Genomic DNA, 11,997 nt, shown 5'->3' with positions numbered 1-11,997 from the left:
GCATGGGAGTTTCGACTTGACCGTCGAACCTGGTTCTTGGCCTCCGCGCCCGCGGACCGGGGCTGAAGGGATGCCACGCTCCGGAGGCCTGACGGTCTGCCTGGCGGGGATTGGGGACCCGGCATTTCCGGCCGGGCCCGCGGCCACATGGGTTCGGGTCGGGGTTTGATGAGGTTGTCGCGGCGCACGGCACTGGATACAGGCGTCGTACCCTGGCTCGCGGATGCCGAGCAGGGCCGCAGACGGCTGCAGCGGCTCTACGTCGTGGCGGCCGCGGGTCTTGCCGCGCTCGTGCCGCTGATCCTGTTCGCCGGGTTCTGGGTTCGATCCGAGCTCAACAAGAGCGAGCGGGATATCGAGAGCTATCTCTCGTCGCGCGCATCGATGCTGTCGCGCCGCGTCGATGCGCTGCTCGAGCAGCAGATCCTCGCCTTGAAGGCGATCGCCGCCCTCCCGGCCCTCGACGGGCCCGCCTCCGAGTTCGAGGAGGCCGCAAACCGCGTCGCGTCGGACGTGCCGAACTGGACCGGGCTGGCGCTGGTCGACTTGGGAACGGGTCAGGTCCTCGCCTCCACCCGGCCCGAATGGCCTCCCCCGCAGGCGCTTGGGGCTGTTCCGACGCTCAGGAGCACGCGCAAACCCAGCATAGCCGCCCTGGTCGGACCAAGCCTCCGGCCGGGCGTGATCGTGTTCTCCGTTCCGGTCGTGCGGAACGGGGAGGCAAGACGGGTACTGGTGAGCGGCTACGACGCGTCGGAACTGCTGCGGATCGTCTCCGCGGAGAGCCAGGATTCCGGACTTCTGCTCACGCTCGCCGACCAGGCCGGCACGGTTCTGGCCCGCTCCCGCGCGCCGGAGACGGCGATCGGGCGCGAGATCACGGCGCATTTCCGCCAGAAGATCGAGAACAGGGATTCGGGGCTGTTCCACGGCCCCTCGCGCGAGGGCGACGAGATATCCGGCGCCTTCGTCCGCTCCGACCTGACGAGATGGGTGGCGGCCGCGGCCATCGATCGCCGGCAGATCGACAAGTTCTCCAGAAGCTCCGTCTGGGCGACGATCGCGGCCGGAGCCCTCAGCCTCATCCTGGCCGGCATCCTGGCGGTGTTCATCGTGCACACCGTGATGGAGCGTCGCGTGAGCGAGGAGCGGCTCGCCGCATCCCGCGCGCTCGGCGAGCTCGATGCCCGGCTCCTGAAGACCACCCAGGAGGCGCTCGGCGAGCAGCGCAAGGCGTCGTCCGAGCGGGAGGTGCTGCTGCGCGAGATCTATCACCGGGTGAAGAACAATCTCCAGATCGTGCAAAGCCTGCTGCGGCTCGGATCGCGCGAGCTCAACCCCGAGCAGCGGGAGCCCTTCGAGAATGCCGTCCGGCGGATCGGAGCGATGGCGCGGGTCCACACCCTCCTCTACAACTCGCCCGACCTCGCCTCGATCGACTTCAAGGTCTATCTCGACGAGCTGCTCAAGGAGATGTCGGAGGCCTTCGGCGGCGAGGAGCGCGGGATCGAGGCCGTCCTGGACGCCGAGTCGATGCGCGTTCCTCTCGACACCGCGGTGCCGCTTGCCTTCATTGCGGTCGAGCTTCTCACCAACGCCTACCGTCACGCATTTCCCGAGGGCCGCCGAGGCCGCATCACGGTCGAAGTCCGCAAGGACGAGCCATTCGGGGCGTTGCGGATCGCCGACAACGGCGTCGGCCTCGACCGTTCGGCCCTGATGAAGCGTCGGCTCGGCCTCACGATCGTGCGCAAGCTCGTGCAGCAGATCGGCGGCGCGATCGAGGAGCCGCAGGACGGCTCCTCCTCCTTCCTCGTCCGCTTCCCCCTGGACCATGTGGAACGCGGCAACCTCAAGGACATGCGGCTCGGCGCCATGGCTTGATGCGGCGCCCGGCGCTGCACATATCTGGCCTGCGGAGATCGGGCGCCGTCAGGGTCCGCATCCGCGAAGTGCCACACTGGGCTTCACGCCATGTCTCGTCCTTCGCCCTTCGGGCATCCTTTCCTTCTCGGCTTCGACGAGATCGAGCAGACCCTCGATCGCATCGCCAAGGCCGCGAACGACGGGTACCCTCCCTATAATATCGAGCGGATCCCCCGCACGGCCGAGTCTCCGGAGCGACTGCGCATCATGCTGGCGGTCGCGGGCTTCGCGCCGGACCAGCTGGACATCCAAGTGGAGGAGAACCAGCTCGTCGTCCGCGGGCGGCAGGTCGAGGATAAGACGAGGCAGTTCCTGCACCGCGGTATCGCGGCTCGCCAGTTCCAGCGGACATTCCTCCTGGCGGACGGAATGGAGGTGCTCGGCGCGGATCTTTCGAACGGGCTTCTCTCGATCGATCTCGCCAGGCCGGAACCGGCGCGGGTCGCTCGTCGTATCGAGATCATCTCGCGCGACTGAGCGAAGCCCAGCCGTTCGTCATGGAGGCAAATATGTCGATGAACAACGAGAACACGAACCCCGCCGCACGGCTGGATCCACGCGCTTTCGCGGCGCTCGGCGAGGGCCAGATCGCCTACGTGAAGCCGATGCGCTCGGACGAGGTGAAGCGCCTCTTTCCGCAAGCCCCCGAACTCGCGCCCGATCTCGAGCTGTTCGCCCTTCTGTCCGCGAGCGGCACGCCGATCCTGCTGACGGATTCCCGCGATGCGGCTCTGGCGAATGCCTGGGCGCAGGATCTGCGCACCGTCGGCCTCAACTGACGCCGGATGTCTCGCGGCGGAGCACGGCCTCGACGGCTCGGACGAGCCGGTCGAGGTCCTCCGGGCGAGACAGGCGGTGATCGCCGTCCTTGATGAGCGTGAGCTGGACGTTCTCGCCCGGCAGTCGTTCGACGAAGCTGAGGGCGTGCTCCCAGGGCACGTCCGGATCGCGCATCCCCTGCAGGATGTGGATCGGAGCCCGCGTGGTGATCGGGCCATCCAGGATGAGGTGGCGACGGCCATCCAAGATGAGTTTCGCCGTGATCGGATAGGGCTCGTCCGAATAAAGAGACGGGCGGTAATAGACCCCGTCCGTCTCGATGGTATGGCGGATATCGGCCGGGAACGCGTCCCACATCAGGCGCTCGGTGAAGTCGATCGCCGGCGCGATCAGGACGAGACCGGCCGGCCCGCGATCGCCACATTCCGCAGCTAGGCGGATCGCCGCCAAGGTCGCGATCCAGGCACCCATGGACGAGCCGACGAGGACGGGTCTCTTCGGCGCATAGGCGCCGAGGACCGCGAGCCCCTCCTCGAGCCAGCGGGAGATGGTCCCGTCCGCGAAGGAGCCGCCCGACTCGCCATGTCCCGAATAGTCGAACCGGACGAAGGAGCGGCCCGTCTCGGCCGCCCAGGCATCGAGGGCTTCCGCCTTGGTCGCCCGCATGTCGGACCGGAAGCCGCCGAACCAGACCACCGGCGGCTCCGCCCCGTCCCGCGCGAGCACGGCAATTCGCCGCGCCTCGTCTCCCTCTCCGACCTCGATCCAGGACGTCATGGTTAACCGAACCTCAACCCGTGGTGGCCAGGGTGCCTGTCCCATGGCCGCAGCCGTCGTTCCCCTACACCCGTGATCACCGCCTTGCGACCGGCCTCGGCCTTTCCTCGGGCGAGCGTGCATCCGCTCGCCGGCCGGACGATCCTCCAGATCATTCCGGAGCTCGAGGCGGGCGGCGCCGAGCGCACGGCGATCGACGTCGCGGCCGGGCTGGCCGAGGTCGGCGCGCGCGCGCTCGTCGCGAGCGAGGGCGGGCGGCTCGTCGGCGAATTGCAGGCTCACGGAGGCGTCTGGATCCCGTTTCCGGCCCGCACGAAGAACCCCTTCGCGATGCTCGCCAACGTCCGCCGGCTTGCCCGCATCGCCTATCACGAACGGGCCGACATCATCCATGCGCGCTCGCGCGCTCCGGCCTGGGTCGGGCTCGGCGCCGCCCGCGCGCTCGGGATCCCGTTCGTGACCACGTTCCACGGCAGCTATGCCGGACGATCCGCGGCGAAGCGGCTCTACAATTCCGTCATGGCCCGCGGCGACATCGTCATCGCGAACTCCGCCTTCACGGCCGACCTCGTGAGATCCGCCTACGGGGCCGAGGCGGAGCGGGTGGTCACGCTCCAGCGCGGCACGGACCTGACCGAGTTCTCGCCCGCCGCAGTGTCGGCCGAGCGGGTCGACGCGCTGCGCCGCAAATGGGAGGTCGCGCCGCACGAACGGATCGTCCTCCTGGCGGCGCGCCTGACCGGCTGGAAGGGCCAGAAGATCCTGATCGAAGCTGCGGCGCGCCTTCGCGACCGCGGCCGGCGTGACATCGTCTACATCCTGGCAGGCGACCATCAGGGCCGGGACGGCTACGTGAAGGAGTTGGACAGGCTCATCGGGCAGCGCGGCCTTGCCGGGATCGTCCGGCGGGTGGGACATTGCACGGACATGCCGGCCGCCTATCTGGCCGCGTCGGTCGTGACGGTCCCGTCCACCGAGCCCGAGGCCTTCGGCCGGGTCGCGGTCGAGGCACAGGCGATGGGGACACCAGTTGTGGTCTCCAATCTCGGCGCCGTTCCGGAAACCGTGCTCGCGCCGCCGGAAACGCCGGCCTCGCGCCGAACCGGCTGGCGCGTGCCTGCCGGCGATCCCGCCGCGTTGGCTGAGGCGCTCGACGAGGTGCTCGGGCTCGGGGCCAGCGCCCATGAGGGACTGGCGCGGCGTGCGCGGGCCCATGTGGAGCAGCATTTCTCGCTCGAGACCATGATCGCCGGGACGCTGTCGGTCTATGGCAAGCTCCTCGCGGGCCGCACCGTCAAGGAAGGCACATGAGCTCCGCGATCCAGCGCCTGTTCGGCGGCTCGCCGCTGCTCGTCCTCTTCAAGCTCCTGTTCCTGTCGCTGGTCATCGGGGCGATCATGGCGGGGTTCGGCTTCACGCCGACGACGCTCCCGTCCCGGATCGCCGCGGCGGCCCGCTCGCTCTGGAACCTCGGCTTCGGGGCGCTCCGGAACGCGGGCGCCTACATCCTGACGGGCGCGATGGTGGTCGTTCCGATCTGGTTGCTCATGCGCTTCATGGGCGGGAAGCGCTAAGCGCTTCACGCCCCGAGCAGCTTCCAGATTCCCGACGCGGTTGCGACCGTGCGGGCGCCCGCCTTCAGTTCGCACCGCATGAAGACGAGCGAGCGCGTCAGCCGCTCCACCGTGCAATGCGAGACGACGAACTCCCCCTGGCGCACGGTGGCGAGGAAGTGGGTGTCGAGCTGCACCGTCACCTGCCGGCGGCCTCCATTCGCCCGGGAGGCCGCCATCCCGAGCGTCTGGTCCGCGAAGGCCATCAGCATGCCGCCATGCACGACGCCGCCGCGGTTCAGATGTCGCGCCTCCGCCAGGAACCCATAGAGACGGTCCTCTCCCTCCCGCTTCATCCAGACCGGCCCGAGCAGTTCCATGAGACCGGTTTCCGGTCGCGTGGTCCAGCCATCCGCGGATGGATCGAACGGCACCTGCGGCTCTGAGCCGAGGCGCGGGAGGACGACGCGACCGTCCGGCCCGAGCGCCAGCCGCTCGACCTTGCGGATCGCGGCCAGCGGAAGCGGGCCGTAGAGGTGCGGGAACAGAGCCCCGCCACGCGAAGGCTCGTAGCGGAGTGCCGACCCGAGATCCGCTTCATCGACGGACAGGAGCATGAGGCCGCTCTGGCCGCGAAAATGCTTATCGGCCGTGCCGGGAAGCTGCTCCGCGGTCGAGAAGTGGATGAAGCCGTCCTGGATATCGACCGGCGCTCCGGCGAACACGCCGGCCTGCTCCGCGGCGCGCCACAGATCCTCCGGGCAGATCTTGTAGATGAGCCGCATGGTCGGGGTGGTCTTTCAGAAACGGCAGAATGGCTGTTGCATCCGCCCGAGAGCTGCCTTATTTTCCTAGCTTAGGCCGATGTTCTCACGGTCTGCGAGCACGCCAATGCTTTCCCACGCACGAATCTGGGCCGCCATCGACCGGCTGGCCGAGCGCTACGGGCTATCGGCTTCGGGCCTCGCCCGCAAGGCTGGGCTGGACGCGACCAGCTTCAACAAGTCGAAGCGCCAGGGCCCCGACGGCCGGGACCGCTGGCCCTCCACGGAATCGGTCGCCAAGATCCTGGCCGCAACGGGCGCGAGCCTCGACGAGTTCATGCGCCTGATCGACGACGGGGACCGGTCCGGCCGGCCGAAGGTGCCGCTCATCGGCATGGCACAGGCGGGTGCCGGGCGCCTCTTCAACGAGGACGGCATGCCGACCGGCGGCCCCGGATGGGAGGAGATCGAGTTCCCGGAATTCTCGAACGAACGCGTCTTCGCCCTGGAGGTGCAGGGCGATTCCATGCGGCCGCTCTATCGCGAGGGCGACATCATCATCGTCTCGCCGTCAGCCTCCGTCCGGCGCGGCGACCGCGTGGTCGTCCGCACCAGGGATGGCGAGGTCATGGCCAAGGAGCTCAAGCGGAAGACCCAGCGCAATGTCGAGCTGCTTTCGCTGAACCCGGAACACCCGGACCGGGTCCTTCCGCTGAACGAGATCGACTGGATGGCGCGCGTGATCTGGGCCCGGCAGTAGCTCAGGACGGGTCCGGCCGAGCATATTCCCGGAAGGCCTCGACCACGCTCTCGTAGACCGGCCGCTTGAACGGGATGATCAGTCCGGGGAGGTTCTCGATCCTCTCCCAGCGCCAGGCGTCGAACTCCGCCTTGTGCCTGCCGCCTCCGGGATGGTCGATATCGATCTCGCGATCCTCTCCCGTGAACCGGAATGCGAACCATTTCTGCATCTGGCCGCGGTACCGCCCGCGCCAGGCCCGGCCGCTGATCTCCGGCGGGAGGTCGTAGCCGTACCAGTCCGGCGCCTCCGCGATGAGCTCGGCCGAGCGCACGCTCGTTTCCTCGTAGAGCTCGCGCAGGGCCGCCTGAAGCGGTTCCTCGCCCGGATCGATGCCGCCCTGCGGCATCTGCCAGGCATGGCTGTCGTCGACATGTTCCGGGCCGGCGGAGCGCCGGCGCCGCCCGACGAAGACGAGTCCCTCGCGGTTGAGGAGCATGACGCCCACGCAGGGCCGGTACGGCAGGTCGGCCGGGGTCGGGACCTGGCGCGACCGCCGCCTCACCGCGTGGCGCTCTCGCGAACGGCGGACCGCAAGGCGGCGCTTGCCGGGACGAGAAGGATGCCGCGGGCCTCGAGCCCCTTGGCCCAGCGGGCGATGCGCTCGACGGAGAGGGGCAGCGCAGTCGCCGTGCCGATCGCGATGCCGCCGCCGCTCGCCGCGGTCTCGAGACGTTCGAGCGCGCGGTCGATCCCGTCCGGCCTGCCGCTCGCGTCGACCACCACGTCGGCCCGGGCCATGGGCGTGTCTCCCTTCACCAAGGTCGCGACCGAGCGCGGCGAGGAGCCGTCGTCGAGGAAGCCGAGCCCGCGCGCTCCGATCTCCCGGAGGATCGGCGCGATGGCCCGCGCATCCGCCGTCAGCTTGCCGCCCATGTAGTTCATCAGCCCGACATAGCCGGAGAGGCGGCCCATCGCCCAGTGGAGATGCTCGATATTCTCCGCCGGTCGCGCAGCGGCGAGGAGCGTGTGGGGTCCGGGATCGCTGTCCGGATAGTCGAAGGGCTCCATCGGCACCTGGAGGATGATCTCGTGCCCGTCCTCCCGGGCGCGGGCGGCCAGCCGGTCGAGATCCTGGCCGTAGGGCGCAAAGGCGAGCGTCACGGCCGGGGGAAGCTTGGCGATGGCGTCCAGCGTGCCGCTCTGGCTGATCCCAAGCCCGCCGACCACGATCGCGACCCGTGCGACAGGACGGGCGCCGCCGGGAAGGCCGGTCGCGGCCCGGGCATACACGTCGAGGGGACGGGACCCGTCCGGGCCGATTCGTGGCAGGGTGCCGAACCGGGTCGCTTCCACCAGCCGCCTGTCGGGAGCGGGGTTGAGGGCGAGGATCGCCTCGTCCGGAATCCGGACGATGATGGATTGCGGGGCAGCAGTACCGTCAGGCCGGACGACCGAGACCCCAGATGCGCCCTCGACGCTCTCGGCCGTCTGCGGCCCCGATCCCACGGGTACGTCGGGCAAGGTCGAGGTCGAGCTTTGCCGGGCCGGCGCTTTGGCCCCGATCTCCACGGCGATCCGGGGAATGCCGCCCTGCGGATCGCCCGCAACGTAGACATAACCGCCAGCCGCGACGAGGAGCCCGGCGCAGACCGCCCCGGCAATGCGGATGGCTGCCAGGCCCGAGCCCGTCTTCGGCTCGGCGCGGGGCCTTCCCAGCGGACGCGTCAGCTCGTCGGAGGTCGTGCCCAAACGCGATGGACCTGAGCGGCGGGTGGAGAATCGCGCCAGCCGGCGGCGGCTCGGACGAATCGGTCGCGCCCATGATGTCAGGCCGCGCGGGGGCTTCAAGCCCCGACGGGCCGATGAGACGAGCGCGGGCCCACCCGCGCGCCGCTTCAGTTCGGAACGCTGCTCGAGGCCGACTTCTCGCCGCCGCCCGGCGGCGTCGCCGTATTCTCGGCGCCCTTGCGCACGCCGCGAAGGTGGTCGAACGCGGCGATGAGCTGCTTGTCCTTCGCCGGATCCGGCGGGACATAGGCGGAGGAGCCGCCCTTCTCCTCGGTGTTCTTGAGGTGGCCGCGGAGCCCCGCCTCGCCCTTCGTCTCGTCCTTACCCTTCAGCTCCTCCGGGATGTCCTGCAGGACCTCCTGGTCCGGCTCGATTCCCTTGGCCTGAATGGAGCGGCCGGACGGGGTGTAGTACCGCGCCGTGGTGAGGCGGACGGCGCCGTTCCCGCCGAGCGGAATCACGGTCTGGACCGAGCCCTTCCCGAAGGAGCGCGTGCCCATCAGCAGCGCCCGCTTGTGGTCCTGCAGCGCGCCGGCGACGATCTCGGAGGCGGAGGCCGACCCGCCGTTGATCAGCACCACGATCGGCTTGCCCTTCGTGAGGTCGCCGCTCTTCGCGTTGAAGCGCTGGTTCTCGTCCGAGTTGCGGCCGCGCGTGGACACGATCTCGCCCCGGTCCAGGAATGCGTCCGACACGAGGATCGCCTGGTCCAGCAACCCGCCTGGATTGTTGCGCAGGTCGAGCACGAAGCCCTTGAGCTTATCCTGCCCGATCTCGCCCGTGAGCTTCTCGATGGCCGCGCGCAGGCCCTCGTAGGTCTGCTCGTTGAACTGCGTGACGCGCAGGTAGCCGATCTCGCCCTCGACCCGGGACCGGACGGGACGGATGCGGATGATGTCCCGCGTCAGCGTGACCGTAATCGGGTCCTTCTGACCGGGCCGCTGCAGCTTCAGACGCACGGGCGTGTTCACGGGGCCGCGCATCTTGTCGACCGCCTGATTCAGCGTTAGGCCCTGGACCTGGTCTTCCTCGATCTGGACGATGACGTCGTTCGCCATGATGCCGGCCCGGGCGGCCGGCGTGTCGTCGATCGGCGTGACGACCTTGACCAGGCCCTCCTCCATCGTGACCTCGATGCCGAGCCCGCCGAACTGGCCGCTCGTCTGGACCTGCATGTCCCGGAAGCTCTTCGGGTCCATGTAGGATGAGTGTGGATCGAGCGAGGCCAGCATGCCGTTGATGGCGGCCTCGATGAGCTTGGCCTCCTCGGGCTTCTCGACGTAGTCCGTCCTGACCTTCTCGAAGACGTCGCCGAACAGCGACAGCTGCCGGTAGGTCTCCGCCGAGGCCGCGATCGCACTCGTGCTGGAGAGGAGGCGCGTCTGGGTGGTGAGGGTCGCGGCGCCGGCTCCGATGAGCGCACCGACCAGAACGAGAGACAATCTGCGCATCAGCCGCGAACCCTTTCGCTCTGCGATTTCGCCCACCAAGGACGGGGGTCGACGGGCCCACCATCCTTCCGGAACTCAACATAGAGGGCGGGACCATTCCCCTCAACGACGCTCAAGGCCGCAGATGACGAGGCGCCCTCGCCCATCTGTCCGACCGGCTCTCCGGCCAACACGAATTGTCCCGTCTCAACGCTGATCCGGTCCATCCCGGCGAGAAGGAGATAGTATCCGTCGCCGGCATTGATGATCAAGAGTCGGCCAAAGGACCGAAACGGTCCTGCATAGGAGACCCAGCCGTCCGCAGGGGACGTCACGAGCGCCTTGGGACGGGTGGCGATCACGATTCCGCGCATCGTGCCGCCCTGGCCGTCCGGGGCGCCGAACTCCCGGGCCACCGGCCCGATCACCGGCCGCGCCAGCGTGCCGCGCGCTTCAGCGAAGGGGATCTTGGGCGCGAGCCTGGCCGGATCGCGGCTCGAGGCAGCCGCGAAGCGTTCGCGGACCTGGCGCGCCTCCGCCTCGGCGCGCCGACGTTCCGCCTCCGCCTCCCGGCGCGCCGCCCCGAGCTCGCCGTCGAGCCTGTCGACGAGCTCCTTCAGGCTCCGGGCCTCAGCTCCTAGCGCGGCGCTTCGGGCACGCTCCTCGCCGAGAGAAGCCTCGGCGGCTTTGAGCCGGTCGGATCGGAGCCGGACAAGAACCTGGAGCCGCTCGTCATCCTGCCTCAGCAGATCGAGCTCCCGCTCGAGCGCCGCCCGATTCGCCTGCCTCAAGTCGCGCAGGCGCACCAGCTCGCCGAGATCGGTCGCGAGCGATTGGGCCTCGTCCCTGAGCCCCGGCACGACCGCCCCGAGCAGGATCGCGCTGCGGATCGCGGCGAGGATATCCTCGGGCCGGACGAGCATGGCGGGCGCCGCACCGCGTCCGAGGCGCTGGAGCGCGGCGAGAACATCCGCGATGACGGCTCGCCGGCTTTCCAGCGAGTCCCTGAGAGCCGTCTCGCTCCCCTCGATCGTCGCGAGCTCGGCCTCGAGCGCCCGCATGCTCGCCTCCGTGTCCCTGATTCGCGCAGCCGTGGCGACCAGGGCCGAGCTCAGGCGGGCGTTGTCCGTGCGGAGCGCCTCGATCTCCGATGCGAGTTTTCGGCCGGCCTCGCGGCTCTCGGCGGCGCGCCGGTCCAGCTCCCGCAGCGCCTCCTCGCGACGCAGGCGCTCGGCCTCCTTCGCGGCCGCTCTCGCTTCGATCTCGGACGAGCGGTCCTGCGCCACGCCCTGCTGGCAGGATCCGGCGAGCGCGACGAGAAGCGCCATGCCCGGGATGGCGGCCTTGACCATGGCAGGTCGCATCATTCTCCGCCGGGTTCGCCCCGATGGTAGGGATGGCCGGCCAGGATGGTCAAAGCGCGGTAGATCTGCTCGGCTGCAAGGATGCGCACGATCTGGTGCGGAAGCGTCAGGCGGCCGAAGGAGACGAGGAAATCCGCCCGGCGGCGTACCGAATCGTCCAGTCCGTCGGAGCCGCCGATGACGAAGGACATAGGGGCGCCGCCGTCGCGCCAGTCCCGCAGACGCCCGGCGAATTCGTCGCTGGAGATGGATTGCCCCCGTTCGTCGAAGGCAACGAGCTTCGTGCCGGCCGTGCGCGCCAGGACGGCTGCCGCTTCGGCCGCGATACGTTCGGCAGCCGTTCGGGCGCGTGCTTCGGGCAGCTCGACGATGTCCAGAGCCCCGAAGCCGGAACTCCGGCCCAGGGCATCGGCCCGGACCCGGTAGCGTTCCACCAGCTCGCGCTCAGGCCCGGCCTTCAGCCGGCCGACCGCGAGGAGCTGCCACCTCACAGGCTACGCCAGCAATGGTCAGCCGGCGGCGCGCTCGGTCGGACGGTCCGCGCCCCACATCTTCTCGAGATTGTAGAAGCCGCGCACCTCGGGCCGGAAGATGTGGATGATGAGGTCGCCGGCGTCGATCAGCACCCAATCGCAGGCCGGAACGCCTTCGACCCGCACGCGCCCGTAGCCTTGATCCTTGAAGGCCTGGATCAGGCGCTCGGCGATCGAGCCGACATGCCGGTTGGAGCGGCCCGTGGTGATGATCATCGTGTCGGCGATCGAGGTCTTGCCGACGAGGTCGATCTCGACCGTCTCCTCGGCCTTCATGTCCTCGAGACAAGCGCGCGCCACGCAGGCGATGCTCTCGCGCGCCGCAGGCTGCGCTGCGGCG

At 69.4% G+C, this 11,997-nt stretch carries 14 protein-coding genes and 1 pseudogene; 6 read left to right on the top strand and 9 right to left on the bottom strand.

Annotated features, from left to right (window positions below):
- Window positions 1-168 precede the first annotated feature (168 nt).
- The 3 genes from HJG44_RS00685 to HJG44_RS00675 all read left to right on the top strand — a co-directional run bounded on the left by HJG44_RS00685 (window position 169) and on the right by HJG44_RS00675 (window position 2,705).
- Window positions 169-1,884 carry a sensor histidine kinase gene (locus tag HJG44_RS00685; RefSeq protein ID WP_171216433.1) on the top strand — a complete coding sequence of 572 codons (1,716 nt, stop codon included), beginning with the start codon at window positions 169-171 and terminating at the stop codon, window positions 1,882-1,884.
- A gap of 90 nt (window positions 1,885-1,974) precedes the next feature.
- Window positions 1,975-2,403 carry an Hsp20 family protein gene (locus tag HJG44_RS00680; protein ID WP_171216432.1) on the top strand — a complete coding sequence of 143 codons (429 nt, stop codon included), beginning with the start codon at window positions 1,975-1,977 and terminating at the stop codon, window positions 2,401-2,403.
- A 38-nt stretch (window positions 2,404-2,441) separates the two neighbouring features.
- Complete coding sequence (locus HJG44_RS00675) at window positions 2,442-2,705, top strand: BQ00720 family protein (protein WP_171217230.1); 264 nt, start codon at window positions 2,442-2,444, stop codon at window positions 2,703-2,705.
- Here HJG44_RS00675 and HJG44_RS00670 read toward each other — a convergent pair.
- The gene (locus tag HJG44_RS00670; RefSeq protein WP_171216431.1) at window positions 2,698-3,483 is read right to left on the bottom strand and encodes an alpha/beta hydrolase; all 786 of its coding nucleotides are present in this window, start codon (window positions 3,481-3,483) and stop codon (window positions 2,698-2,700) included. The genes HJG44_RS00675 and HJG44_RS00670 overlap by 8 nt on opposite strands.
- Before the next feature lie 117 nt (window positions 3,484-3,600).
- On the opposite strand from HJG44_RS00670, the gene HJG44_RS00665 reads away from it, so the two are divergent.
- Both HJG44_RS00665 and HJG44_RS00660 read left to right on the top strand, forming a co-directional pair.
- A complete protein-coding gene (locus HJG44_RS00665; RefSeq protein WP_346767055.1) occupies window positions 3,601-4,794 on the top strand; it encodes a glycosyltransferase family 4 protein in 1,194 nt (397 codons plus the stop codon).
- Window positions 4,791-5,057 (top strand): DUF6460 domain-containing protein, encoded by a 267-nt coding sequence (locus tag HJG44_RS00660; protein WP_171216430.1) that lies wholly within the window; start codon window positions 4,791-4,793, stop codon window positions 5,055-5,057. Before HJG44_RS00665 ends, HJG44_RS00660 begins: the two co-directional genes overlap by 4 nt.
- A gap of 5 nt (window positions 5,058-5,062) precedes the next feature.
- Here HJG44_RS00660 and HJG44_RS23915 read toward each other — a convergent pair whose 3' ends face one another.
- Together HJG44_RS23915 and HJG44_RS23315 are read right to left on the bottom strand one after the other, a co-directional pair.
- Complete coding sequence (locus HJG44_RS23915; RefSeq protein ID WP_281411469.1) at window positions 5,063-5,392, bottom strand: PaaI family thioesterase; 330 nt, start codon at window positions 5,390-5,392, stop codon at window positions 5,063-5,065.
- 99 nt (window positions 5,393-5,491) lie between these two features.
- Window positions 5,492-5,821: pseudogene (locus HJG44_RS23315) on the bottom strand (DUF952 domain-containing protein); the annotation flags it as partial.
- Between the two features lie 106 nt (window positions 5,822-5,927).
- Between HJG44_RS23315 and HJG44_RS00650 the strand changes: the two are divergent.
- The gene (locus HJG44_RS00650) at window positions 5,928-6,560 is read left to right on the top strand and encodes a LexA family transcriptional regulator (protein WP_171216428.1); all 633 of its coding nucleotides are present in this window, start codon (window positions 5,928-5,930) and stop codon (window positions 6,558-6,560) included.
- Window position 6,561: 1 nt separating this feature from the next.
- Here HJG44_RS00650 and HJG44_RS00645 read toward each other — a convergent pair whose 3' ends face one another.
- From HJG44_RS00645 to rsfS, 6 genes are all read right to left on the bottom strand, one after another.
- On the bottom strand, window positions 6,562-7,104 hold the full coding sequence (locus HJG44_RS00645) for an RNA pyrophosphohydrolase (protein ID WP_346767054.1): 543 nt from the start codon (window positions 7,102-7,104) through the stop codon (window positions 6,562-6,564).
- The gene (locus tag HJG44_RS00640; RefSeq protein ID WP_171216427.1) at window positions 7,101-8,291 is read right to left on the bottom strand and encodes a divergent polysaccharide deacetylase family protein; all 1,191 of its coding nucleotides are present in this window, start codon (window positions 8,289-8,291) and stop codon (window positions 7,101-7,103) included. Before HJG44_RS00640 ends, HJG44_RS00645 begins: the two co-directional genes overlap by 4 nt.
- Window positions 8,292-8,437: 146 nt before the next feature.
- Window positions 8,438-9,781 (bottom strand): S41 family peptidase, encoded by a 1,344-nt coding sequence (locus HJG44_RS00635; RefSeq protein WP_171216426.1) that lies wholly within the window; start codon window positions 9,779-9,781, stop codon window positions 8,438-8,440.
- Window positions 9,781-11,112, bottom strand: a complete 1,332-nt coding sequence (locus HJG44_RS00630; protein WP_171216425.1) for a murein hydrolase activator EnvC family protein — start codon at window positions 11,110-11,112, stop codon at window positions 9,781-9,783. Before HJG44_RS00630 ends, HJG44_RS00635 begins: the two co-directional genes overlap by 1 nt.
- A gap of 11 nt (window positions 11,113-11,123) precedes the next feature.
- Entirely contained in the window at window positions 11,124-11,615 is a 492-nt protein-coding gene (gene rlmH / locus HJG44_RS00625; RefSeq protein ID WP_171216424.1) for a 23S rRNA (pseudouridine(1915)-N(3))-methyltransferase RlmH, read from the bottom strand.
- 18 nt (window positions 11,616-11,633) lie between these two features.
- Window positions 11,634-11,966, bottom strand: coding sequence for a ribosome silencing factor (rsfS, locus tag HJG44_RS00620; protein WP_430395029.1), 333 nt, complete (start codon window positions 11,964-11,966; stop codon window positions 11,634-11,636).
- Window positions 11,967-11,997: the final 31 nt, after the last annotated feature.

The organism is Enterovirga aerilata (assembly GCF_013044135.1).
In the GTDB taxonomy this organism is placed as follows: domain Bacteria; phylum Pseudomonadota; class Alphaproteobacteria; order Rhizobiales; family Beijerinckiaceae; genus Enterovirga; species Enterovirga aerilata.
Note: the sequence above shows the minus strand (reverse complement) of the source record. Positions and strands in the feature narration are given on the sequence as shown.

What these genes read in the sequence shown, in the direction of transcription:
- HJG44_RS00670 (WP_171216431.1), bottom strand. Translation starts at nt 3,483, where the DNA reads ATGACGTCCTGGATCGAGGTCGGAGAGGGAGACGAGGCGCGGCGAATT.
- HJG44_RS00660 (WP_171216430.1), top strand. Translation starts at nt 4,791, where the DNA reads ATGAGCTCCGCGATCCAGCGCCTGTTCGGCGGCTCGCCGCTGCTCGTC.
- HJG44_RS23915 (WP_281411469.1), bottom strand. Translation starts at nt 5,392, where the DNA reads ATGAAGCGGGAGGGAGAGGACCGTCTCTATGGGTTCCTGGCGGAGGCG.
- HJG44_RS00635 (WP_171216426.1), bottom strand. Translation starts at nt 9,781, where the DNA reads ATGCGCAGATTGTCTCTCGTTCTGGTCGGTGCGCTCATCGGAGCCGGC.
- HJG44_RS00630 (WP_171216425.1), bottom strand. Translation starts at nt 11,112, where the DNA reads ATGGTCAAGGCCGCCATCCCGGGCATGGCGCTTCTCGTCGCGCTCGCC.
- HJG44_RS00685 (WP_171216433.1), top strand. Translation starts at nt 169, where the DNA reads ATGAGGTTGTCGCGGCGCACGGCACTGGATACAGGCGTCGTACCCTGG.
- HJG44_RS00650 (WP_171216428.1), top strand. Translation starts at nt 5,928, where the DNA reads ATGCTTTCCCACGCACGAATCTGGGCCGCCATCGACCGGCTGGCCGAG.
- HJG44_RS00680 (WP_171216432.1), top strand. Translation starts at nt 1,975, where the DNA reads ATGTCTCGTCCTTCGCCCTTCGGGCATCCTTTCCTTCTCGGCTTCGAC.
- HJG44_RS00675 (WP_171217230.1), top strand. Translation starts at nt 2,442, where the DNA reads ATGAACAACGAGAACACGAACCCCGCCGCACGGCTGGATCCACGCGCT.